Here is a 24,199-nt window from a genome sequence, read left to right as displayed (position 1 = left end):
ATCGACAGGGAGTCATCGATGTCATTCAACGAACCCGCAGGACGACAGGGCAGCGCCGATTTTCGCTGGGCGCAGGACGGCAGCGAACCCTGGCTGTCACACACCGCGAGCATCGACGCTGAGGTCGCGCAGTATTTTCTGGTCAGCGCTCGCTGCGGTTGCTTTATGCAGGCCGCGCGCAGCCTCAACGTGCGTTCGACCCTGCTGCGCAAACAACTGGCGCAGCTTGAACAGGAACTCCAACACACATTGTTCAGCTTTCAGGGAAGCGCACTGAGCCTGACCCGCGAAGGCCAGCAACTTCAGGCCAAACTGGTCGCCCTGGCCAACGAGCGCAAACTGCCGGTGGTTGAGCAGCCGCTGATTCGCCTGGCCGTCGCCGAGTCCATCCTGCACGACATCCTCGGGCGCGATCTGATCGCACTGCTGCGCCGCAATGCCAGTGTGCGTCTGGACATCATCGCCCTCGACAGCGAACTGTCACTGCGCGCCGTCAGCGCCGATGTCATCCTGTGGCTGGCCCACGGCGAAACCCCCAACCCTGGCCCGACCTTCGCCACCCAGCCACCGCAGCGCCTGGCGAGCCTGGACTACCTTCCCCACATCGCCAAACGCTACTCCCGCGTCACCGCACGCCCGGCGAGTGCCGATGACCTTGCCGATTTCATGCTGGTGCAATGGCAGCATGACCGGCAGATCGACAGCTTTCGCCCATGGAACGATCTGGTCGAACAACGTTTGGCGGGTGTGGTGCAGATGCAGTCTTATGAATTGATGCTGGAGATGATTCGCTGCAGCGCTTGCATCGGTTTGTTGCCGGCTTACATGAGCCGGTTTGATCGTGGGTTGGTGGCGTTGCCCGGATTGTTCGATGAGCCGATGCGATTGCAAGCGTGGCTGGCGGTGAATGCCCAATCGCAAGACATCGCCGAAGTACAAACCCTGATCGAACTCATCCACAACACCTTCAACGAGCGCCACGAATGGTTCCAGACTTAACCCCGCCCCCTGTGGTCGCGGGCTTGCTCGCGAAAGCGGCCGAACAATCAACAACAGCGTTGAATGACACACCGCATTCGCGAGCCAGCCGAATCGTCGCCACGCCGCTCTCACCGTTTTGCACCTCGCCAAATTGATAACCGCCGGTTTAGAGTGATCGGCCACCCATCGATCCAGGAAGGATCCGCCATGCCCGAGCACAGCCCCGCGATACATCTCGAACGTTTCAACGAGTCCCACGTTGAGAGCGTTACCGCGCTCTATAACGATCCAGCCGTTGCCCGGCAGGTGTTGCAGATGCCGTTTCAATCCGCCGAGATCTGGCGGCAACGGCTGATGGCGGAAAACGAGCGAACGGTGAAACTGGTGGCGCTGCATCAGGGCGCGGTCATCGGCCATCTGGGGCTGGAAAACTATTCGCGGATTCGCCGCAGCCACGCCGGCAGTCTCGGCATGGGCGTAGCGCTCGCCTGGCAGGGCAAAGGCGTGGGTTCGAAACTGTTGGCAGCGGCGCTCGAGGTTGCCGACAACTGGATGAACCTGCACCGCGTCGAACTTTCGGTGTTCGCCGATAACGAGGCGGCCATTGGTCTTTACCGCAAGTTCGGTTTCGAGACCGAAGGCCTGTTTCGCGATTACGCGGTGCGCGACGGGCAATGGGTCGACACCCTGAGCATGGCCCGTCTGCGCAGCTCATCGAAAGGGTGAGTCAGTCGCCCAAGGCAAACGCCACCGCCGACTGTGCATGCAGCTCGGTGGTGTCGAGCAGGGGCACGGCGCTGTGTTCGGGTTTGATCAGCAGGCCGATTTCCGTGCAACCAAGAATGATCGCCTGAGCGCCGCGTGCGGTCAGCGATTCGATCACCCGTTGATAGATTTGCCGCGACTCGTCACTGATCACGCCGACACACAACTCGTCGTAGATAATCCGGTGCACCTCCTTGCGCTCAGCATCGTCCGGCACCCATACCGTCAGGCCTTGGGCGATCAGGCGCTGCTTGAGAAAGTCCTGTTCCATGGTGAACGCGGTGCCGAGCAGCCCGACGGTGCGCGCATCAATCGCCAAAGCCGCCTGGGCCGCCGGTTCGGCGATGTGCAGGAACGGAATGGTGATCGCCGCCTGAATCTGATCGGCCACCTTGTGCATGGTGTTGGTACACAGCACCACGCATTCAGCACCACCGGCCTGGAGCTTGCGCGCCGCATCCACCAGAATCGCCGCCGCGTCATCCCAGCGCCCGGCATGCTGTGCCTGTTCGACCGGGCCGAAGTCGACGCTGTGCATCAGCACCTGCGCCGACCGTAATGGACCAAGGCGATCACGCACTTGCTGATTGATGAGTCGATAGTATTGGGCGCTGGACTCCCAGCTCATGCCGCCGATCAGGCCTATGGTGCGCATTGAAAATCCTCGGGCAATGGCCTGCATCGGTCGATTCAGGCGTGCCCCGAGTGTCTTTCGGTTCAATGACGGATACCAGCGTAAAATCAACTGTATCGCTGAAGTTTTGCTCAGGTGTCAGGGTGCTGGTTCTGGCAATGGGGCGACGTGATTACATCCGGCTGCCAGCGTTTTGGCATACCCCACATCCGGGCGCCAAGGCTCCAGATTCCATTCTGGTTTGTCGCGAGCGATGGCCAGGTGGCAAATCAACTGGTGACGCATGCCATGGGTGTTTTGCCAGTAGCGACTATTGGAGTAATCGCGTGTGAGTTCATTCCACAAGTAAGCAGTGCCCGATTCCAGCGTTCTCCTGGCACACGGGGTGGGGCTGATGGAAAACGACCACTGGTAGTCTCTGTAAAACCAATGGGCACTTTCGATGTATTTATTGCAGCGCTCTGCGACCACAATGACGCTGTCACCGGACGCAGTGTCTTGCGCATGGGCGGTAGAAATGCCGAGCACTGTCAGACAGGCACCTGCCAGTGCACGCGCGAGGAGGTTCGAGGGCGGGTTGAGTATGTTCATTGCGTGATTCCCTGATCTGCTGCTACGTAGGTAAATGTGGTCTTACCGGTTATGACGGTGGGAAGTGCTACACGAATGATCGGTACGGTAATTTTCGGGTTGGTGGCGTTATAAAAATCTCTTTGGTTGTATCGCGCATCGGCGAGCGCATTAGGATCGTTTTTTGCTGGCACGTAAAAGAACGCAAGTATTGGTAAAGCGTTTGGCTTACCGGCGACCCAGGTTTTAACGAGTATGTCGTTCCATTGGTCGAAGCCTGTTGCGCCTAGCAGTGATTTAGCGCGTAACGACTGATAAAACGCCGGGCCGGCTAGCATATTGCGCTCGTCCCTCACGTCGAAATCGCACTGGCGCCTGTTTTTGTCGCCGGGTGCCGAACTCCAGGCGTTCTTGAATTGCTCGGCTGTGGTGATACCAGCGTCCTGGCAATGTCCACTATCAGGATAAGACCGGTCGGCCACACACACTGCGGTTGAACTGCGATGCCACCCGTAGGAGTCCATGGGATAGGAACACAGCACCTGCAGTTGCTCGGTATTCGCAGGCCTCTCCAGTACGGGATAAAGAATGTAGCCATTGGCATTGGTTTTATTCCAGGCGAACTTGTTAAAGTTGCTATCAACCCGCAAGTAGGAAAAGTTGATACCGCCATTTTTGATGGAAGTGGGGCTGGGGTCCCAGACTTTATAGGTGTTGTTCGGATCTTTGTCCGTGACCCTTATCATGACACCTGAACACAGAAACGCAGGTTGCGAATTCACTTTGTTGCAATTCGGAAACTGGCGACCGTACAGCGTAGTGAGATAAGCAGCGGTGGCCGCGCCATCCATTCTCTGGCTCTGAACACTGGTCCCGCTGATGACATCAGGCGTTTGCGATGCAGGTTGTGAGCAACCAACCAAAAGAGCGAAAAACAGTAATGCAATTATTTTGTTCATGGTTTGTCTTCGTCCGGTTAAAAACAGGTGGAAAAATCGACTGCACGTTGTTTGTGGAACTGCACTCGTTAGCCATTACGAGAATATGCCGCGTACTTCGGTGCTGCGCTGCAAGCGCTTATGGCGTAACTGTTTGATCCGCAGGGATATATTCGAACTTCGCTGTGCCTGGAATGCTGGTCGAGAGCACAAGACGAATGATCGGCACGATGATTTTCGGGTTGGTCGAGTTGTAGAAATCCCGCTGATTGTATTGAGCATCCGCCAGGGCCTGGCCGTCTTGCGTGTAGAAGAAGGCCATGATCGGAAACTTGTTCGCCGGGAACGATTGCGCACAAGACTTCTGTGGATTGGTGCTGAGGGGATCGCACCAGGTCTTGATCGTGAGCTCGTTGTGTTCATTGACTCCACTCCCGTTCACCAGGCTTCTGGCGCGGATCGACTGATAAAAAGCAGGGCCGGCGAGCGCATTGCGATTGTCATTCACGTCGAATCCGCACTGCCGCTGGTTGGGGTTGCCCTCCGGTATCCTCCACACGGCGAGCCACTGTTCTGCGGTCGTTACCCCAGTGTCTTGGCACAGTCTGCTTTGAGCCGGATAGCTTGGGTGCGGACCGCATGGCTTGTCTGCCTCACGGGTCTGGGACCAAGCGTCATAAGGGTAAGCGCACAAATAGTGCATTTTGTATTTATCGACCGGCGCTTCGAGGACGGGGTAAAGGATGTAACCGTTTGCACGCGCATAGGCGAAGCGACCGAAGTCCGCATCCGCCCGCAAGTATGAAAATGCGACACCACCCTGTCTCACTGAAAACGGGCTGGGTTCCCAGACTTTATAACTGGTGCTCTTCAAAGTGACCCGTATGGTCACGCCGGAACAGAGAAATGCAGGTTGCGAATTTACTTTGTTGCAGTTGGGGAATTTGCGCCCGTATAGCGTTTGCAGATAAGCAGCGATGGCGAAGCCATCCACTACTTGCGTACTACTGGCGTTAATCATTGTCGGGGCTTGTGGACTGGTTTGGGAACAACCGGCCAACAGGCTGATAAATATTAAGGCTATTAGATAACGCATGACACTGTCCCTACGTTTATTCGTAAACCGAAACCGTTAATGGGGAGCTGTTGTGCAGAGTTCTGGCCTGGTCAGAGCGTCACGCGTAAGTACCAGGAAAAGATGATCGGCTCGTTTGTGCCGGTTTTTCTGAGGGTGTAGTTGAATAACCCCAGCTTCCCTTTGTTCGATATGATCCAACTCGCCGGGACGGGAACGTTTGTATAAGACGCCTGGGTGATTTCAAATTCTTCACTGTCTTGGCGATCTGTTCCAACGGTCAAAGAGATCCGGGCTTTGTAATCCGCTTCAAGGGTAGGGTAGTAAATTCTAAGGTTGTCCTTGGCGGCGTTCAGCGTCGGTTCCGGCAGATCGTGTCTTTGCCTGGTGACTGTCAATCGCAGGTCTTTCGATGGCAGATCTTCATCGGTGCCGGGCAGCCGGACGGTGTAGTAAACCGCAGCGCCGCTTCCCACGGTGTCCACCACTTCCTGGCGAGGAACAAGAAAACGCAACGTCTGGCCAGCGACAGTTATGTTCTGAATTTCGCTGCCATAAGTGGAATTACGCCCCAGCCAATACACCTTGACGCTCTGTCCTTCATCGGAGCCGGTGTATTTCACCTCGACCGTCGCGTGCTGCGCGGAATAAAAATCGCGCACAAAATTTAATACCGTGCCGTTGGCGTCCTTGGCTTCCAGGACTTTGGGTTGGAGCAGATCCAGCTCAATCTTGCGGATGTGTACGTCAACAAACGTGGTTTTTGACAAGATTGCCCGCGGCCCCGAGCTATTACCGAGCTGGTCGACCACCCTGAAACGCAGGGCGAACTTCGGGTTGTCTTGCCAGAAGTCGGCGGTGGTGAGCGTCAAAATCACACGGCGGGCGGTCACTTGGGCCGCGGTCACCTTATGCGATATGTTTCGACCGTCACAATCGAGCGTGATGACGTCGTGTTCTCGCATGTAAACGTAACTCAGGGTGACCTCCACTCCGCGCGCTGCCCGGTCGGCATCGATGCCATGGGCAATCACGTCAGCCGGAAGGTTCAGGAGCAGATTCGGGTTGTCCCCGGGGCCGGTTATCTCGCCGGCCGGTCGAGGCGTGTGGTAAAGCACAACCAGTGGATCAGAGGTATTCTGGTTCCCGCTGATCCGCTCTACCCGTAAACGAAGCTGATTGATACCGTCCTTCAAAAGATCTGCCGGCAAATTCATATCGAATCGCTTGTTCATATCACCCGGCTGAATTGTTTTATGGGCCACCGAGGTATCGGAATCATTGAGCAACACATCGGCGAAGTCAAAAGCGGACTGATCGGTCCAGGGGTCGATGACCAGTTGGATGTTTCCATCCGAGATCAAGGAAAGTCTCAAGCCGCAGTGCGGTTTCGCCGGGTGCTCCACTGGCGAAACGCAGCCGGGAATATTGACCCGGTCGATTTTCAACGGTCCTTCGTCATCGATCTGCTGCGCCATCGCGAATGCTCCAATCTGTGTCATTAATGGATAGGCGTATCTAAAACCTATGGGGGACGGGTGCCTACTGTCAGATCTGACAGGTGAACACGGTGGATACATACCGTCCGTCGCATTAAGACGTGGTACAGGACTACGAAACTGACGATTGCCGTACGCGCAGACTTCGATCTGCCACTATCGAAGTTCGCAGGCTCCCCTGAGGAATGCAGCAAATGAACGATGTACAGCAACTGGGCGAGATGCTTCGTCACTACGCCGAAAGCGAAGCGCACAAGAAGCAACTGTTCACAACGCAGTCGGAGGCATGGGCGACGCGAATCACCGAATTGTTCGGCAATATTCAGCAATGGCTGCAACCGGTGCAGGCACCGAATCTGCTGGAGGTTAACCGCGAAGCCTATGTCGCCTTCGGACCGAGCACTCCGGTCGAGACCTCGACCTTCAAGACAGAGAAGCTGACGATCGTGATTGCTGGCAAACCAGTGGAGTTCGTGCCCGATGTGATGGGCAGCGCGGGGCAGATTTCACTGGCGGTGATGGGCTTGACGGCGGCGCGTTACGGCAGTATTTCGCTGGTGGGATTGCCGGGCGCAGAGTGGCAATGGCGCAAGACCAATGGCTTGAAGGATCCGGATACGTTTTTGTTTGATGCGGATTTTCTGGCGTTGCAACTGCAGAGCCTGATCCCGCGTGATCGCGCGTAGTTTCAAGGGCTCACACCTTCCCCCTGTGGGAGCCGGCCAGCCCGCTCCCACAGGAAGTAAGGGGTAACGCTACATATCCAGGTTGATCCAACCCGGTTTCGCCTCTTCCGGCGCCACCGCTTTCACGGTTTTACCTGTTGCCAGCTCAACTCGCCGAGCCACCTGCGGATCATCAGCAAAAGGCACCATGCTCGCATCGTCCAGACTTTGCGCGGTCTCGTGCCGCAAGCAGTACTCCACCGCCAGCCACAAAAACACCACCCCCAGCACATTCAAGAAAATATCGAACATCACCGGCTCCCTGCCTCAGGCGATCTGCGCTTCACTGCGCGCCAGCGCAATATCCGCTACTCGCACCGTGCGCCAGACGTTGTAGGCCATCAACAACATGCCGCTGAGGAAGAACACCCCACCGGCAAAGCGCACGATGAATCCCGGGTGACTGGCCTGCAGCGCCTCGACGAAGGAGTACGTCAGCGTGCCGTCCTCGTTGATCGCTCGCCACATCAGGCCTTGAGTAATGCCGTTGACCCACATCGAAGCGATGTACAACACCGTGCCAATGGTCGCCAGCCAGAAGTGCAGGTTGATCAGCGGCGTGCTGTACATCTGCTCGCGGCCAAACACCTTGGGCACCATGTGATACGTCGCGCCGAAGGTGATCATCGCCACCCAGCCCAGAGCGCCCGCGTGTACGTGGCCGATGGTCCAGTCGGTGTAGTGGGAGAGGGCGTTGACGGTTTTGATCGCCATCATCGGCCCTTCGAACGTCGACATGCCGTAGAACGCCAGCGACAGCACCAGGAAGCGCAAAATCGGGTCGGTGCGCAACTTATGCCAGGCGCCCGAGAGCGTCATCATGCCGTTGATCATCCCGCCCCAGCTCGGCGCCAACAGGATCAGCGACATCGCCATGCCCAGCGACTGCGCCCAGTCCGGCAGTGCGGTGTAGTGCAAATGGTGCGGGCCGGCCCAGATGTAAAGGGTGATCAGCGCCCAGAAGTGCACGATCGACAATCGGTACGAGTACACCGGCCGGTTGACCTGTTTGGGCACGAAGTAATACATCATCCCCAGGAATCCGGTGGTCAGGAAGAACCCCACTGCGTTGTGCCCGTACCACCACTGCACCATCGCGTCGGTGGCGCCGGAATACACCGGATAAGACTTGAACCAGTCCACCGGAATCGACAAGTGATTGACCACATGCAGCATGGCGATCACCAGAATGAACGCACCAAAAAACCAGTTGCCGACGTAGATGTGCTTGGTTTTGCGCTGCACCACAGTGGTGAAGAAAACCACGGCGTAGGCGACCCAGACCACGGCCATCCACACGGCGCCCGAGAATTCGATCTCGGCATATTCCTTGGTGGTGGTGTAGCCCATCGGCAGGGTGATCAGCATGATCACGATCACCGATTGCCAACCCCAGAAAGTGAACGCGGCCAGCGTGTCCGAATACAGCCGCACCTGGCAGGTGCGCTGCACGGCGTAGTAACTGGCGGCGAATTGCGCGCTGCCGGCGAAACCGAAAATCACCAGGCTGGTGTGCAGCGGTCGCAAGCGACCGAAGGTGGTCCACGGCAGGTCCAGATTCATTTCCGGCCATACCAGTTGCGAGGCGATCAACACGCCCATCGCCATGCCCACCACACCCCAGAAAACCGTCGCGATAACGAATTGGCGGACGACCTTGTAGTTGTAAGCCTGTCCGATTGTTGCTGTGCTCATGGTCAGTTCATCCACGGTTGCAAAGTCTTGCCAGGCCACCCGGTCTGGCACGAGCTGCACTGTAGAAACCTCGTCAAAAACAAAACAGGCTCAGGAATCTTTCATTTGTGCGGATCAGATTTGGCTACTGCCTGCGGCGATCTGCCGCGCCCTGATACGGTATTTATACGTTCAGGTGAATCTGTAACGTGCTGCGCTGTAACGGCATAGTGGCTATCTCCCACAGTTCTGATATTCGTTCAACCTGATGAGGTAGCCGCTGCATGTATCAATACGACGATTACGACCGCGCACTGGTGTTCGAGCGCGTTGCGCAATTTCGCGATCAGGTCGAACGGTTCATGGCAGGAGAATTGAGTGAAGAGGAGTTCCTGCCGCTGCGTCTGCAAAACGGCCTGTACATGCAAAAGCACGCGTACATGCTGCGCGTGGCGATTCCTTACGGGACGCTGAGCGCTGAGCAGATGCGCACGTTGGCCAGCATTGCCAGTGATTACGACCGAGGTTACGGCCACTTCACCACGCGGCAGAACATGCAGTTCAACTGGATCGAACTGGCCCAGGTGCCGGACATCCTTGAACGTTTGGCGCAAGTGAACATGCATGCAATCCAGACCTCCGGCAACTGCGTGCGCAACATCACCACCGAAGCGTTCGCCGGGGTCGCAGCGGACGAGATGATCGACCCGCGTCCGTTAGCGGAGATCCTGCGCCAGTGGTCGACGATCAACCCGGAATTTCTGTTCCTGCCGCGCAAATTCAAAATCGCCATCTGCTCGGCCAAGCAGGATCGCGCGGCGATCATGATGCACGACATCGGTCTGTATCTTTATCCCGGCCGCGACGGGCAAATGCTGTTGCGAGTGATCGTCGGCGGAGGGTTAGGGCGCACGCCGATCCTTGGTTTGCAGATCCGCGAAGGTTTGCCGTGGCAGCATTTGTTGTCCTACGTCGAAGCGGTGCTGCGGGTCTACAACCGCCACGGGCGGCGCGACAACAAATACAAGGCGAGGATCAAGATTCTGGTCAAGGCGCTGGGCATCGAGGCGTTCGCCAAAGAAGTCGAAGAGGAATGGCAACACCTCAAGGACGGCCCGGCGCAGTTGACCGACGCCGAGTATCAACGGGTCGCCAGCGCTTTTGTACCACCGACCTATCGCACGCTGGCCGACACCGATCTGGACTTCGGCACGCGACTGGCCGAAAGCCCGGCTTTTGCCCGCTGGGTTGCGCGTAACGTGAAGCCGCACAAAGTGGCCGGTTACACCAGCGTCGTGCTGTCGACAAAACCGGGTCTGGCGGCACCGCCAGGAGACGTCACCGGGTTGCAAATGCTCGCGGTGGCGCAGTGGTCGGAACGCTTCGGTTTTGGCGAGATTCGCATCGCCCATGAGCAGAACATCGTCCTGCCGGATGTGCCGAAAGCGGATTTGTACGCCCTGTGGCAACTGGCGTGTGAGCAAAGTCTAGGCAGTGCCAACGTCGGCCTGTTGACCGACATCATCGCCTGCCCGGGCGGTGATTTCTGCGCGCTGGCCAACGCCAAGTCGATCCCGATTGCCCAGGCGATTCAGTCGAGTTTCGATAACCTCGATTACCTGCACGACCTGGGCGATATCAGCCTGAACATCTCCGGCTGCATCAACGCTTGCGGCCATCACCACATCGGCAATATCGGCATCCTCGGCGTCGATAAGAACGGCAGCGAGTGGTACCAGATCACCCTCGGTGGCGCCCAGGGCAAGAACAGCGCGTTGGGCAAAGTCATCGGCCCGTCGTTCAGCGCCGCCGAGGTGCCACAAGTGATCGAACGGATCATCGGCACGTTTGTGCGCTATCGCGAAAGCGAAGAGCTGTTTGTCGATACGTTGGCGCGTATCGGGCTGGAGCCGTTCAAGGAGCGTGTGTATCCGAAGGCGCTGGAGGTGCCGGCATGAACAATCTGCTGCGACTTGAGCAGGGAGTGGCGCGGATTGAGCTGAATGATCCGTGGAGGCTGGTGCGCGAGCCTTCGACACCACGGCCCGCAGGGTTGTTGATTCTGCCGCTGGCCCATTGGCTGGAGTCACCGTCCACCCACGCGGTGTGGCTGGGGCCGGACGATGACGTCGAAAGCCTGGTCCCGTGGCTGGCCTCGCTGCCGCTGATCGCGTTGGACTTCCCAAGCTTTCGCGACGGCCGCGCCTACAGTCAGGCGTATCTGCTGCGCAGTCGTTTTGGCTGGGCAGGGGAGTTGCGCGCAATTGGCGATGTGCTGCGTGATCAACTCAGCCATATGCGCCAATGCGGGTTCGACAGTTTTGCCGTGCGTGAAGACAAATCGGCTGAAGATGCGCTCAAAGGGCTGGCGGGGATGAGTGTGTTGTATGGCCGTTCGGTGATTGAGCCGCGGCCGTTATTCCGCCGCCGCTAACCCTTTGCCGGTACAGGGGAAACCCTTAGAGCGCTGACGTTTCGGGCTTTTTTTCTTGGGTCGATGGTGGCCTTTTGGTAGAGTCGCCGTCGCCAGCGGGTTTTCGGCTGGCCGATGGGACCGAAGAAGGGAGTCTGTTCAGTGAGTCCGGGCAAGAAAATCCTGAGCCTCACCGCGTCGCTTTTGATGCTGACGCTGTGGGCCAGTTACTTTTATGTATTCAAGGAAAACCGCGACGGCCAACTCGGCGGTGCCGGTGAAAGTACCGCGTGGTGCGGCACACCGCCGACCAACGAGGCGGCGTTGCTGGGCAAGGACCAGTTGACCTTGCGCGTCACCAACAACCTGCGCGGCGAATTCATGCTCAGCGGTTCTGTGGTGGTGTCCGAACGCACGTTCAACCGTTACGACCTGGGCCGCAACGAACTGCGCCTGCGTCTGGAACCGTTGCAGTGGTCCTACGGCGTCACGCCGATCTTCCTGGAGCAGGTCAAGGTTCAGCCACTGAGCCGCAATCTCTCGTCCTCCAACAAAAGTGCCTACGCTGAACTTGAGCCTCGCCCGATCGGCGTTCAGGGTCAGGTCACCGAATTTCCGTTCGATACCTACCGTTACGGTTATAAACCGGTGCTCTATTACCTCAAGGGCAGCGAACGCATTGACTTGCGTTTCAAGAACATCACCACGCTGATGGCGATGTCCAACACCTTCACACCGATCCAGAAATACAACCGTGTCGATTACATCAACGAGAAAAACTCGATGATCCGCGACGAAGACTACAAGGCCTACGGCCCGCACGAGTGCGCGTTCAGCGTCGAGCGCAAAGGCTCGTTCAAGGTTGTGGTGCTGTTGATGCTGCTGGTGCTGTGCCTGCCGTTGATGCTGGTGTTCTATCGCGATGAGCCGGGGATCGACTTCCTTGCCACGCTGGCGGGCATTGCGGTGGTGCGGGTGCTGCTGATCGGACCGGTGCAAGACTTCCAGTTGTACAACATCGACTTCCTGTTTGGCGCCGCGATTTTGTTGGTAGGCACGGTGTCGCTGATCAAGGCGATGCGCGCCAACAGTCGGCGTGAGATGGCGTTGAGAAGTGGCGAGACGTCTTCCTGGTGAAATGTCGCAGGGGGCAACAGCCCCCTGATTCGGCGCCAGTGCAATTTTGCGGACTTTAGCTATACCTGTAACTCCCCCTGACGCAATACATTCAGGCCTTGTTGAAAGGAGTTACAGCATGAAGCCAGCCGTAATGATGGGCACCTTGTGCATTGCCACCCTCGCAGTGCTCGGGTGCGCCAGCAAAACCGTTGCTCCCGATGAATACTCCGGGTTTCTCAAGGACTACAGCCTGCTCAAAGAGGCCAAGTCACCGTCCGGTGCCGACGTGATGCGTTGGATCGACCCCAAAGCCGACATCAACAAGCTCACCAGCGTTTACATCGAACCGACCCAGCTCTATCCCCAACCCCAGTCAACCGCCAAGATCCCGCAACAGACGCTCAACGGTATCACCCGCTATTACGATCAGGCACTCAAACGCGAAATCGGCAAGTCCTTGCCATTGGCCACCGGTCCAGGCCCGGGCGTGATGGTGGTGCGAGCGGCGATCACCGCCGTCAGCAGCAAGACCGAAGGTCTCAAACCCTATGAAGTGATCCCGATTGCGCTGGTGGCCGCGGCTGTCAGCACGGCGAGCGGTATCCGTGATCAGGAAACCACCCTGGCCACCGAAGCGGTGTTCCTGGATGGCGCTAACAACAAAGTGGTTGCTCAGGTGGTACGCAAGGGCACCGGCAAGCCGCTGGCAAACGAATCGCAGGTCATGAAGGCTGATGACGTGAAAAGCGTGATCGATGGCTGGGCGTCGGATCTGAACCAGTCGTATCTCAAGCTCAAATCCAAATAAGCCGACGCTTTCAGGCATTGCCTCAGGCGTGATCCGAGGCAATGCCTAAGGGCTTGGGAGCTGAGTTCTCAAGTACCGACGCCACAGCTGACAAACGCAATCGCGGGCAAAAGAGCCCCCGCCAATAGCCATGCATGCCTTCTCATTTTCTTCGCCATGAATTCACGACTCTCTGATGAACATTGTCGATGCCGGCACGCCTGTGCCGCTAATGAGTAATCCTGCTTTACCAAGCGTTCAGGACACCTGCGATTGAAGCTAGCAGGTAATCGCGGCCAGGCCAGCGGCAGGCGGGTGAGACTGTGGATATTTACACCCTGTCAGGTTTGACAGTTGTCGGAATGGTATTGGTTTTTGATGGTTGGGTGCCGCGCAAAATTATCGGCTTGCGCGTAAATGAAAGAAGGAAGGCAAATATGGCTACGGGAACGGTGAAGTTTTTTAACGAGGCGAAGGGTTTTGGCTATATCACGTCGGATGAGGACAGGAATACTATTTTTGTGCATTTCTCTGAGCTTCAACGTACAGATATAGAATTGCTTCGAGATGGTCAAAGAGTTTCGTTTGATGTAACGGTAGACAAATCAGGCAAACAAGCTAAAAACATACATCTCATCTGAACCGCAACGATCTTGATATCTGCCGCAGGCTGCGATTTTTTGATCTTGGTCTTTAGAAGCAAGATCAAAAGATCGCAGCCTCGTTTCACTCGACAGCTCCTAAAGTTAATCGAGCGCGAGGTGGGCAGGGGCGGTCAGGGCTTCTTCGCCTGTTCGCGAATGCGCTCTTCCTGCTCGCGCAGTTGCGGGGTGAATTCGGCGCCGAAATCCTCGGCGGAGAATATCTGGCGAATCTCGATATCCGAGTCGGTGCCCGGCATCGGGTTGGGGCAACGCTTGACCCATTCGATGGCTTCTGCTTTCGACTTCACGTCCCAGATCCAGTAGCCGGCCACCAGCTCTTTGGTTTCGATGAAAGGGCCGTCAATGACCGTGCGTTTATCACCCGAGAATTGCACCCGAACACCTTTGCTGCTCGGGTGCAGGCCATCGGCCGCTACCAGGATGCCGGCTTTGGCCAGTTCTTCGTTGAAATTGCCCATGGCGCTAAGCAGTTCTTCGCTGGGCATGATGCCGGCCTCGGAATCGGCGCTGGCTTTTACGAGGATCATGAATCGCATAGTGGTGACTCCGTGGAGTGTGGGGGATTCACTGCTTAGTCGAACGGGAACGCCGCGAATCGACACGCGGGATAAATAACGATGCAGCAACCGCCAGTGTAGGAGTTGCCGAGTTACTGGTTCTGGATATCTAACAACCAGTCCGGCGTCCCGCTCAATCCGCTGGGCAAGGTTTCAAAGGGCGCGCTCAATGCAACCCTGCCGCTTTGCAGGCATCGACGAAATTCACACCTTTTTTGTCCATGGCGTGTTTGACCTGTGCATTGGCCTTTTGCAGGGCTGGGCTGGGTTTGGCCCATTGTTCCGGGGGCAGGGGTTGCGACCAGGCTTGCACGTTTTCCGGCAGGGTCGGGCGGCCCTTGCGGTGCGCCCATTCGGCGATCAGGTAGGGCATTTTCCAGAAGGTCAGGATGCGGCGCACGTACCACCAGCGCAGGGGCCATCTCGTGGGTTGGGGATATCCATAGCGCTTGCGATAGTCATCATCCATGCCGTCATCGAGATCGCCCATAAATCGGGCGTCGAGCCGTTCGATTTCGAAGGTATGCAGCCCTTCATACGGTTTAAGTTCATCTTCGCTCAACGTGATGCTTAACGCGGCGAGCATGGGGCTTGGCGTATCCACCAATTCCCCTTCTTCCATGTAATTGCGAATGGACGTCCACATACCCAGTGCATGCACATCGCTGGGTTGGGCCGACAGGATAAATTGCACGGTGTCGTGCTCTTCGTCCTCCAGCCCCATGCCGAAAGTGTAATCGCGCATGGCGCCGTAACTGGTGACGCCCTGACTGCGGGCGACCCAGGCCACCACGCTTTCCCACGGCACGATGAGTACGCGATGGGTGGTGTCGTCGATGTAGCAGACTTCGCGGCGCTGGCGGTTGAAGCGCACGGGGTAACTTTTGGCGAGGGCGCGGACGTTGGAGAGCATGCCGTAGATGAAGGCGCCAAGGGGGATCATGGATACAAGGCAAACCACGACGCCAACTTGAAAAAAAGTCAGTATTTCATGCAAAGGGTTCCTGAAGTTTTCTGGATAAAAGAGCACCCCATAGATGATGAGCAGGCTCGGGACTACAAAAGCTCCGAACAAAACAAATCCAATCAGGATCGCCAGTCTTTTTCCGAGCTCAACCATCCCGAAGTTGCTACCGCCCAACTCAAGATAGGTTTCGTTCATTGCTGAAAAGTTACGCCGAGATACTTGTGCCTGTCCGGTGTAAACCGGCAACGGCGCCAGAAATAAGGTCTCATTCAAACCCTTCACCCGTCGCTCCCCGGCACTAGGCCGCTGGCTTCGAATGTCCGGTGCCGAGTCTTTGGCTTCAGGCTTCTTTTTGCGCTTGAACAGTTTGCTAAACATCGACAGTCGCCATTTCATCGCGGGTGAACAACCAGTACGGGGCTTTGCTCAATCCGCTGGGCAAGGTTTCAAAGGGCGCGCTCAATGCAACCCTGCCGCTTTGCAGGCATCGACGAAGTTGACACCTTTTTTGTCCATGGCGTGTTTGACCTGTGCATTGGCTTTTTGCAGCGCAGGACTGTGTTTGGCCCATTGCTCGGGGGGCAGGGGTTGCGACCAGGCTTGCACGTTTTCCGGCAGGGTCGGGCGGCCCTTGCGGTGCGCCCATTCGGCGATCAGGTAGGGCATTTTCCAGAAGGTCAGGATGCGGCGCACGTACCACCAGCGCAGGGGCCATGGGGTGCGTTTGCCGTAACCGTAACGGTGACGTTGTTCGGCGGTCAGGTGCTCGGCGCCATCGTCAAGCGAACCCGTGAAGCGCGCACCTTTACGTTCAATCTCGAACGTGTGCAGGCCTTCATAAGGCTTGAGTTCGTCTTCGGTTGGAGTCAGTCCCAACAGAACGAGCATGGGATTGGGGGCATCCACCAATTCGCCTTCTTCCATGTAATTGCGAATGGACGTCCACATACCCAGTGCATGCACATCGCTGGGTTGGGCCGACAGAATAAATTGCACGGTGTCGTGTTCTTCGTCCTCCAGCCCCATGCCGAAGGTGTAATCGCGCATGGCGCCGTAACTGGTGACGCCCTGACTGCGGGCGACCCAGGCCACCACGCTTTCCCACGGCACGATGAGTACGCGATGGGTGGTGTCGTCGATGTAGCAGACTTCGCGGCGCTGGCGGTTGAAGCGCACGGGGTAACTTTTGGCGAGGGTGCGGACGTTGGAGAGCATGCCGTAGACGTAGCCGCCAATTGGAATAATGGATAGAAGCGATCCCGTGGCGAATACGTACAATCCATCCCAAATAAGCTCTAAGAATTTCCGGTTGAATTCTGACGGGCTAAAAAATGCCAACCAGACTGAGATCAGCACTGGCATTAAAAAGGCGAGGAATAAAACCATCCATATTCCAGCAGCCAATATTTTCGCTTGCTCAACTGTGCCCCGGTTATTCCCCCCCAACTCTAGGTAGATCTCGTTCATCTCCGAAAAGTTACGCCGAGACACTTGTGCCTGCCCGGTGTAAACCGGTAATGGCGCCAGAAACAGCGTTTCGTTCAAGCCCCTGACCCGCAGTTCACCGGCACTAGGCCGCTGGCTTCGAATGTCCGGTGCCGAGTCTGTGGCTTCAGGCTTCTTTTTGCGCTTGAACAGTTTGCTAAACATCGACAGTCGCCATTTCATCGCGGGTGAACAACCAGTACGGGGCCTTGCTCAATCCGCTGGGCAAGGTTTCAAAGGGCGCGCTCAATGCAACCCTGCCGCTTTGCAGGCATCGACGAAGTTGACACCTTTTTTGTCCATGGCGTGTTTGACCTGTGCATTGGCTTTTTGCAGCGCAGGACTGGGTTTGGCCCATTGCTCGGGGGGCAGGGGTTGCGACCAGGCTTGCACGTTTTCCGGCAGGGTCGGGCGGCCCTTGCGGTGCGCCCATTCGGCGATCAGGTAGGGCATTTTCCAGAAGGTCAGGATGCGGCGCACGTACCACCAGCGCAGGGGCCATGGCGAACGTTTGGAGTAACCCCAACGCTTTCGTTCTTCGGCAGTGAGGTGACCGCCACCATCGTCCAATCGACCCAGTGCTCTGGCGTCAAGGCGTTCGACTTCAAACGTGTGCAGCCCTTCATAGGGTTTGAGTTCGTCCTCACTCAAGGTGATACCCAATGCGGCGAGCATGGGGCTTGGCGTATCCACCAATTCCCCTTCTTCCATGTAATTGCGAATGGACGTCCACATACCCAGTGCATGCACATCGCTGGGTTGGGCCGACAGGATAAATTGCACGGTGTCGTGCTCTTCGTCCTCCAGTCCCATGCCGAAGGTGTAATCGCGCATGGCGCCGTAACTGGTGACGCCCTGACTGCGGGCGACCCAGGCCACCACGCTTTCCCACGGCACGATGAGTACGCGATGGGTGGTGTCGTCGATGTAGCAGACTTCGCGGCGCTGGCGGTTGAAGCGCACGGGGTAACTTTTGGCGAGGGCGCGGACGTTGGAGAGCATGCCGTAGACGTAGCCGCCAAGAGGGAAAATTCCACCAAGAGAAGCCAGCATTGCAGCTTTCGAGAGCGTCAGCAGATCATTCAATGGTGCTGGGAAGTTTTCTGGATAAAAAAACACCCCTTGGATGACGACAAGCCCTGGAAAAACGAAAGCTAAAAACAATGGAATCCAGATATATATCGCCAGCCTTTTTCCCAGCTCGACCATCCCATAGTTGGTTCCTCCCAACTCCAGATAGGTTTCATTCATTGCGGAAAAATTGCGCCGAGACACCTGTGCCTGCCCGGTGTAAACCGGCAACGGCGCTAGAAACAATGTTTCGTTCAAGCCCCTGACCCGCAGTTCGCCCGCACTGGGGCGCTGGCTTCGAATGTCCGGTGCCGAGTCTTTGATTTCGGGTTTCTTTTTGCGCTTGAACAGTTTGCTAAACATCGACAGTCGCCATTTCATCGCGGGTGAATAACCAGTACGGCGCCTTGCTCAATCCAGTGGGCAAGGTTTCGACAGGGTCGAGTGTGAACAGGCCTTGGGCCGGCAACCGTACACCACGTTCTGTGGCAATGCGCAGATCGCGCAGGACAAAACAGGTGCGATGGATCAAATCGCGTTCGGCTTCCAATTGGTAGCCAATGTTCAGGGCCAGGGCGAAATCGGATGTTTGCAGGACATCGGGGATCGGCAGGTGCAAGGTCAGTGCCTCGTCTTCCTGGCTGACGACTACGGCCACCGCGGCCCATGCGGCGCTGCATTCCTGCCAGCGCCGGGGTGGCAACTGGCTGTTGTAGGGGCCAGGGATTGGTACCGCGCGGGTTTGTTGATAGGCCAGCAGTTGCAGTCGGCGGCTGTCCATTTCCCGTGTGCGGACGCCGGGCAGTCTGAGTTGCAAATAGGTGCGCTTACTCTCGCGGATAAGCTCGCAGGTCGGTTGTTGCACCACGGTAGCCAGTGCACTCCAGTCCTCTGGCAGGCTGCGTTGCTGGTTGGCGGTGCCCCAAGCGCTGGTCTGCAACCATTTTTGCAAGGCGTCCAGGTTGAAGTAGTTGTAGAAGCCTTCGCCCAGCAGTTGCAGGGCTGTGCCGATCAAGCCTATGAGATTGGCTTGCGCAGCGATGCCCAGCAGCCGGGGGCTGGCTTCGGCCCAGGCAATAGCTCGCAATTCGGCGGGTTTTTTCAGAACCTGACTGATGATCGACGTCGTGTGTTTGGCGCCCCAGGTGTTGGTGCCTACGAGGGTAGCGTCGCCGGCGATTTGTATAGTCGTGGCGGCCAAGGCTTGGTGGTTGCCTTCGGCCAGTGCTTTAGTCCATTGCCCGTAGTGTTTACCTAGATCGATCGCAGCTGCCAATGCTCCGAACCCAAATGCAGCACTTCCTGCAATACCGCTCCAGCGCCCCAACCGGCTCATAGTGTTGAGTTTGCCCGCGGCACTGTCCATTTGCTCGATATGCACTTGTAGGATCGTCACCGACAAGCCCTGTACTGCTGCAAAACCAGCAGCCGACATGCCCAGGAAAGATTCGATGAGGGGCCACGTTTCTGAAAAAGGGCGATCAGTTTTTTTATTAAGCGCACTCAACGCTTCCAAAAACTTCTGCCCCTGATAAACAAACAGCAACAACGCAATCCCGTCACCCTTGGATTTCAGCGCACTGACAATAGGTTTGCCAAACGTCCCCGTCGCGCGGAAATCACGCACGGTTCTGTGCATCTCCTCTCGCAACGCCGGGGCCATGCCATCGATCACCGTGCCGATTTGTCCCGGCCCGCTTGAGCCGACGGTCAGGGCGCGGCTCAGATTATCCTCCAGCGGTACCAACGCAGCCCTGAGCTGATTGATGCGCTGGTTATGCACCTGCTCGCTACCGGATGGGGCCAAGCCGTGGATCTGCCGCGACAACTCGCGGTGACGCAGTTTGTAGCTGTCCTTGAGTTGGCGGCGCAGGTCGAGCGCGGTATCGCGGGCTTTGTTGAAGGCCTGGAATTCGGACGCCGACGCGGCCCGCAGGGTCAGGCCACTGCGGGAGAATTCGCGCAGCAGTTGCAGACGAGTTGAGATGCCGAGGCCACGGATGAAGCTATTTGGATCGACGGTTTGCCGTTGTTTGAATGCTTTATAAGCAGTGTCTAGCTCGTCCGAAATACTGAGTTGCCGCGCCGGGTTATACGCCCCATCCAACAAACTCTGCAGCCCACTAAACCGCGTATTCAAATCCGCAAAGTTCGGTAACCGCTCATTCATCAAGCTTCTGAACTGATTGGTCAGCACGTCCACCGCATCAAGGCTTTCCTGCGCCGCCGCGACCTTGATCGAGAAGTTGCTCAGGTCCATGAGCTTTTTACTCACCTCCATCTGATCGGCCAAGGTCAGGGTCTCCAGCCCCGGCACCACGGTCAGCAGGTTGCTGTCGAGGAAGGTCGCCAGTTTTTCGGTGGCTTCGCGGTTCCAGCACAGGGCGGCCACGCAAAGGAATTCGGTTTCCAGCCGATGGCGGATCTGCTCGTCGTTGCGCAAGTCGTAGTACCAAGCCGCTCGGTGAAAATGACCACCAACGATCATGTTCAGGCGATCTTCGCGAATGGCCTGCAAGCGCTTTTGCCAATGGCTCAGCAGCGTCTGCTGCCGGCTGACGAACGCTTGCATGTCGCTGCGGTTGATCAGGTGATCGATGCCGCGTTGGCCGATCTCTTTTCCGTACAGCGCCTCCCAGGTTTGCAAGTGAAGTGCCGTGACAGTGCCTTGGTGTTTTTGCCAAAGCACTTCACCCAATGCGTCCTGCAAATTGACGGCGGCGCGTGCGTAAGGATTGCTCAGCGCCGCTTTTCGCCAATGAGCCTCGTCGCCAAAGATTGACGGTCCGGCGTTGTCACGTTTCGCCCGCAAGTAGTCGTCAACGGCCGCTTGTTGCTCGGCGTTGGTGTCGTCCTTCAGGGCTTTGACGGCGGGGTCGGTGCTGGCCAGTGCATCAAGGCGTGCCGGGGTCACTTCGTACAACGACTGAATGTAGGCGCCGGTCAGGTACTGGCGCTGGGCGGCATCATCGCGGCTCCATTGATCGAGCCAGTGCGCGACATTCAGTTGGGCGCTGGCCAGATCGCGCATCACGCCGAAGTCGTCGCGCAAGACCAGAAACAGGTAATCGTTCTGATAGGCCCCCAGCACTTGGCTGGTGAGGGTTTCAATCGACGTGTTCTTGAACAGTGACGTGTCTTCCCAGGCGTAAGACTGGCGCTCTTGCGGGTTGGCGCCCTCGGGCAGATCGATTGGCGCGGATTTTTCGGCGACCTCGGCCAGCCAGGTATTCGCCTGCCGTTGGCTCAACAAGTGCGCACCGCCCTTGTCCGGACAAGCACTCGCCGGTTCGATGCGTTGCATCAGACGTTCACGCTCTGTGGCGTCCTTGAGTACTTGCGAACATTTGTAGGCCGTCCACTGGATTTCCGAATAGCCAGCGAACAGCGTGTGCTGCCGGGTGAAGATCAGTTGCGGCTCACCGACCGATGCTGTGCGCGTGTCGCTGGCCACTTCCTGGCCTTTCCAGACCAGTTTGCTGATCTGGCCTTGCTCAATGCGGTGTTCGTGCAAGTAACCGGTGCCGTTATCGATGATGTACAGGTAGCCGTCACGCAACAGCCGAATGCCCAGCGGTTGGCTGCTCAGGCTCAGCGGCATGCTCAATTCAGAAGAAGGATCAAGCTGTTCGACCAGGCCATAGCGCAGCGGTAACAGCTGCACTTTTTCGCTCATCAAGTGACACATTTCCAGAGGGGAACGGGTGTCCTGGGCGCTCTTGGCCATGGCGGCAATATTGGCGTCGGCTGTCATGGCAAGTCGCTCGGTGAATGGGTGGTGCGCTCATGCGCCAATTGGGCGGCGCGTCGCACGCGGCTCAAGGGAGATTGTTGGGAGGGCGCTGTCAGCAGTTGTGCAATGTCCGGGTGGGCGCTCAGTGGTTGTTCGCCCAGATAGCCGAAAACGTTGGCGTAGAGGGTGATTTCCTGTTCCGAGGTGAAGCCTTGTTGATAGGCCTGCTGTGCTGTTTTCTCGGCAAATCGAAGGCGTTCCCAGGCTGAACAGGCCGCCATGAATCCGGGGAAATATCGCTGCAAGTGATTGTTGAGGCTGAGCACCGACTGATGAAACTGCGCCTCTCCCAGAGCGGTGAGTTCCTGTTCGGTCAACTGATAGATATCGGTGGTGTCGGGCGCAGCAGCGTCCGCACGTTGATGTTGTTGCCAGACGGCGTGTAGCCCATCGGGCAGGCACAGGTGCTGAACCGGGCCGAACCAGCGCGCGCTATTGGCTTGCTGCGCAAGGTTCAGCAATGGATGCATGACGGCTGGATCGGCGATGCGCAGCATGACCTCAATCGAACTCGGGTGCTTGACGGTGAGCAGGCGACGCCAGTGTTTGCAGAGCGTTGGCGCATCGGCCTTGCTGAACAGCAAGAAGCCCCATTCCTGCGTGGCGTTTTCCTGAAAGTACGTGAGCAGCGGATCGTCTGCGCCTTTGAGAGTGATCAGGTACGGCGAAATATCCGCCAGCTCCTGCCAGCGTGTGCCTTGGTAGAGGCAGTAAGCCGGATTGTCCCAGCGGCGCAGGCATTGCGGCAGGTTGGGGACACTTACACCATCCAGCAGCAAATAGGCCTGCACGGACCATGGCAAGTCATCGGGTAAGGACGGTAATTCAAGCATCGGCTTCTCCACGCTGCTGTTTGGCGGCTTCGCAAACAGCGCAGATCGGCCTCTTGGCCATCAGGGTCAGACGCTGCGTTTGAATTAATACGGGGGCTTGGAGGGCGATCTCGGCTGATGGGATAGCAGATAACGCCGTCACTCCAACCACTGGCGCGCCGCCCTCGACGATAGCGACGCTGCTGAAGATCCCACCCGAATTGATCACGATGTGATGACCGCCAGCACTCAGCGTCAGGCTTGTCCCGGCATCAATCACCACTTGGCTCGCGGTAACCCGCGCATGCGGCCCGGCCTGAATCACCAGCGTTCCATCCGCCGTGGTGCTGCTGTTGCCGCTGATGCTGAGCAGGTCGTCGCTGCCGATGACGGTGTTGCGCGTCCCGTCGGTGGTGTGGTGTTCGTCAGCCTTGATCAGGCTGGTGCTGTGGTGGTCGACCTGTTCGAAACGGTCGCGGCGGATCAGGCTGTGGCTGTCGTTGAGGATCAGTTGTTCAAAGTCACGCTCGGCGCGCAGATAGATTTGTTCCTGGCCGGCGCGGTCTTCGATCTTCAGTTCGTTGTAACCGCCGGTGTGCGGTGAACTGTGGCTGCGCAGTACGGTTCGGGTTTTGTGCTCGGGCAAGGCGTAGGGTGGCGACGTAACCTTGTTGGGCACACAGCCGGTGATCAGCGGTTTGTCCGGGTCGCCTTCGAGATAGGTCACAACGACTTCCATACCGATGCGCGGAATGGTTACCGAACCAAAATGTTCCCCGGCCCAGCTCGATGAAACCCGGATCCAGCAACTGCTGCGCTCGCTGTTGAGTTCAGCACGGTCCCAGCTCAGCTCACACTTCACTCGACCGTATTCGTCACAGTAGATCTCTTCGTTAGCGGGGCCGGTCACACGTGCAGTCTGGGAAACCAGAGGACGACGCGGTGCTGGCAACTGTGGGCGAAACACCACCTCGGCGGGAATCACGCTGAAGGTATTGCGATAGCCCTGGGTGAAGCCGTCAGCGGCTTTGGTGTCGCTGTTGACTGACTCTTCGAGCACTTGTGGCTGGCGGCCGTCGTGCGACACGCTGAGCAACAACCACAGGTCATTGCAGCTGTTGCGCGGGTGTTCGGTCAGTTCGAATAAGTGGCCGCAGCGCAGGTTCGCCTGATCGCTTTGACCTTCGCCCAATTCATAGTCGCTGCGATGGCGCTCCAGCGCCTGACGGGCCCGTTGCTTGCCGGACTTTTCGCTCTCGATCAACAGCGGATATCGATAGTCCTCCAGTGCCGGGGTGAATTCGGCGGTGAAGTGGCTTTCGAGCAATAGACTTGGGCGTTTCAAATCATAGTCGCGGCGGGTGACCGTGCTGGTGCGGGTGCTGGTTCGCACACTGAAACGGCTGACCACCGAATGCTCGGCGACCATCCCGGAATCCTGCTGATACGGCGTGGCACCGAGTTTGGGCAGGAACACCTGATCGTCGGTGAATACCAGCAAATGCCCGTCCGGTGAGTGCTGGTGGTGCCAGGCGATACCGTCTTCGGCGCATAACCTTTGTATGAATTCCAGGTCAGATTCCGCGTACTGCGTGCAGTATTCGCGAGCGGCGCTGGTGCTGACGTGGAAGGTAAACGCATCGGCCTGAACGCTATGACCGTTGAGCAC

Annotated in this window: 22 protein-coding genes; 8 read left to right on the top strand and 14 right to left on the bottom strand. The window is 57.5% G+C overall.

Annotated features, from left to right (window positions below):
- The first annotated feature begins 18 nt into the window (after window positions 1-18).
- Entirely contained in the window at window positions 19-999 is a 981-nt protein-coding gene (locus ACIOWA_RS16180) for a LysR family transcriptional regulator (RefSeq protein WP_339466685.1), read from the top strand.
- A 189-nt stretch (window positions 1,000-1,188) separates the two neighbouring features.
- Window positions 1,189-1,707 (top strand): GNAT family N-acetyltransferase, encoded by a 519-nt coding sequence (locus ACIOWA_RS16175; protein ID WP_339466684.1) that lies wholly within the window; start codon window positions 1,189-1,191, stop codon window positions 1,705-1,707.
- A 1-nt stretch (window position 1,708) separates the two neighbouring features.
- Here ACIOWA_RS16175 and ACIOWA_RS16170 read toward each other — a convergent pair whose 3' ends face one another.
- From ACIOWA_RS16170 to ACIOWA_RS16150, 5 genes are all read right to left on the bottom strand, one after another.
- On the bottom strand, window positions 1,709-2,401 hold the full coding sequence (locus ACIOWA_RS16170; protein ID WP_401160698.1) for an aspartate/glutamate racemase family protein: 693 nt from the start codon (window positions 2,399-2,401) through the stop codon (window positions 1,709-1,711).
- Between the two features lie 117 nt (window positions 2,402-2,518).
- A complete protein-coding gene (locus ACIOWA_RS16165) occupies window positions 2,519-2,971 on the bottom strand; it encodes a DUF2599 domain-containing protein (protein ID WP_401160696.1) in 453 nt (150 codons plus the stop codon).
- Window positions 2,968-3,909, bottom strand: a complete 942-nt coding sequence (locus ACIOWA_RS16160; RefSeq protein ID WP_401160694.1) for a halovibrin HvnC — start codon at window positions 3,907-3,909, stop codon at window positions 2,968-2,970. The genes ACIOWA_RS16165 and ACIOWA_RS16160 overlap by 4 nt, the downstream gene beginning before the upstream one ends.
- A gap of 118 nt (window positions 3,910-4,027) precedes the next feature.
- Window positions 4,028-4,984, bottom strand: a complete 957-nt coding sequence (locus ACIOWA_RS16155) for a halovibrin HvnC (protein WP_339495923.1) — start codon at window positions 4,982-4,984, stop codon at window positions 4,028-4,030.
- A 71-nt stretch (window positions 4,985-5,055) separates the two neighbouring features.
- On the bottom strand, window positions 5,056-6,441 hold the full coding sequence (locus ACIOWA_RS16150) for a hypothetical protein (protein WP_401160692.1): 1,386 nt from the start codon (window positions 6,439-6,441) through the stop codon (window positions 5,056-5,058).
- Between the two features lie 215 nt (window positions 6,442-6,656).
- Here ACIOWA_RS16150 and ACIOWA_RS16145 point away from each other — a divergent pair, with 215 nt between their 5' ends.
- Complete coding sequence (locus ACIOWA_RS16145) at window positions 6,657-7,148, top strand: hypothetical protein (RefSeq protein WP_339466761.1); 492 nt, start codon at window positions 6,657-6,659, stop codon at window positions 7,146-7,148.
- Between the two features lie 69 nt (window positions 7,149-7,217).
- Here the strand turns inward: ACIOWA_RS16145 and ACIOWA_RS16140 are convergent, their stop codons facing one another.
- Complete coding sequence (locus ACIOWA_RS16140; RefSeq protein ID WP_339466759.1) at window positions 7,218-7,439, bottom strand: cbb3-type cytochrome c oxidase subunit 3; 222 nt, start codon at window positions 7,437-7,439, stop codon at window positions 7,218-7,220.
- A 15-nt stretch (window positions 7,440-7,454) separates the two neighbouring features.
- Window positions 7,455-8,882, bottom strand: a complete 1,428-nt coding sequence (ccoN, locus tag ACIOWA_RS16135; RefSeq protein WP_401160689.1) for a cytochrome-c oxidase, cbb3-type subunit I — start codon at window positions 8,880-8,882, stop codon at window positions 7,455-7,457.
- Window positions 8,883-9,145: 263 nt separating this feature from the next.
- Between ccoN and ACIOWA_RS16130 the strand changes: the two genes are divergently transcribed.
- From ACIOWA_RS16130 to ACIOWA_RS16110, 5 genes are all read left to right on the top strand, one after another.
- Window positions 9,146-10,819: a nitrite/sulfite reductase gene (locus ACIOWA_RS16130; RefSeq protein WP_401160687.1), complete on the top strand. Its 1,674-nt coding sequence runs from the start codon at window positions 9,146-9,148 to the stop codon at window positions 10,817-10,819.
- A complete protein-coding gene (locus tag ACIOWA_RS16125) occupies window positions 10,816-11,295 on the top strand; it encodes a DUF934 domain-containing protein (RefSeq protein WP_221732530.1) in 480 nt (159 codons plus the stop codon). The genes ACIOWA_RS16130 and ACIOWA_RS16125 overlap by 4 nt, the downstream gene beginning before the upstream one ends.
- 141 nt (window positions 11,296-11,436) lie before the next feature.
- Window positions 11,437-12,411 carry a hypothetical protein gene (locus tag ACIOWA_RS16120; protein ID WP_221732529.1) on the top strand — a complete coding sequence of 325 codons (975 nt, stop codon included), beginning with the start codon at window positions 11,437-11,439 and terminating at the stop codon, window positions 12,409-12,411.
- 118 nt (window positions 12,412-12,529) lie between these two features.
- On the top strand, window positions 12,530-13,201 hold the full coding sequence (locus ACIOWA_RS16115) for a DUF3313 domain-containing protein (RefSeq protein WP_401160685.1): 672 nt from the start codon (window positions 12,530-12,532) through the stop codon (window positions 13,199-13,201).
- A gap of 302 nt (window positions 13,202-13,503) precedes the next feature.
- A complete protein-coding gene (locus ACIOWA_RS16110) occupies window positions 13,504-13,821 on the top strand; it encodes a cold-shock protein (RefSeq protein ID WP_401160683.1) in 318 nt (105 codons plus the stop codon).
- Between the two features lie 134 nt (window positions 13,822-13,955).
- Here ACIOWA_RS16110 and ACIOWA_RS16105 read toward each other — a convergent pair whose 3' ends face one another.
- From ACIOWA_RS16105 to tssI, 7 genes are all read right to left on the bottom strand, one after another.
- On the bottom strand, window positions 13,956-14,381 hold the full coding sequence (locus ACIOWA_RS16105; protein WP_339466752.1) for a YciI family protein: 426 nt from the start codon (window positions 14,379-14,381) through the stop codon (window positions 13,956-13,958).
- Between the two features lie 187 nt (window positions 14,382-14,568).
- Entirely contained in the window at window positions 14,569-15,747 is a 1,179-nt protein-coding gene (locus ACIOWA_RS16100) for a hypothetical protein (RefSeq protein ID WP_401160681.1), read from the bottom strand.
- 81 nt (window positions 15,748-15,828) lie between these two features.
- Window positions 15,829-16,584, bottom strand: coding sequence for a hypothetical protein (locus ACIOWA_RS16095; RefSeq protein WP_401160679.1), 756 nt, complete (start codon window positions 16,582-16,584; stop codon window positions 15,829-15,831).
- Window positions 16,585-17,100: 516 nt separating this feature from the next.
- Window positions 17,101-17,907: a hypothetical protein gene (locus tag ACIOWA_RS16090; protein ID WP_401160677.1), complete on the bottom strand. Its 807-nt coding sequence runs from the start codon at window positions 17,905-17,907 to the stop codon at window positions 17,101-17,103.
- Between the two features lie 373 nt (window positions 17,908-18,280).
- Window positions 18,281-21,679 carry a toxin VasX gene (locus tag ACIOWA_RS16085; protein ID WP_401160675.1) on the bottom strand — a complete coding sequence of 1,133 codons (3,399 nt, stop codon included), beginning with the start codon at window positions 21,677-21,679 and terminating at the stop codon, window positions 18,281-18,283.
- Window positions 21,676-22,551, bottom strand: coding sequence for a DUF4123 domain-containing protein (locus tag ACIOWA_RS16080; protein ID WP_401160673.1), 876 nt, complete (start codon window positions 22,549-22,551; stop codon window positions 21,676-21,678). The genes ACIOWA_RS16085 and ACIOWA_RS16080 overlap by 4 nt, the downstream gene beginning before the upstream one ends.
- Window positions 22,544-24,199 (bottom strand): type VI secretion system tip protein TssI/VgrG (tssI, locus tag ACIOWA_RS16075; RefSeq protein WP_401160671.1); only part of this gene is annotated, 1,656 nt, incomplete at its 5' end. The genes ACIOWA_RS16080 and tssI, both read right to left, overlap by 8 nt.

The sequence above is a fragment of the Pseudomonas sp. NPDC087614 genome (genome assembly GCF_044743485.1).
Taxonomy (GTDB): Bacteria; Pseudomonadota; Gammaproteobacteria; order Pseudomonadales; family Pseudomonadaceae; genus Aquipseudomonas; species Aquipseudomonas baetica_A.
The sequence above is the reverse complement of the archived record's forward strand: the minus strand, read 5'-3'. Positions and strand labels throughout refer to the sequence as shown.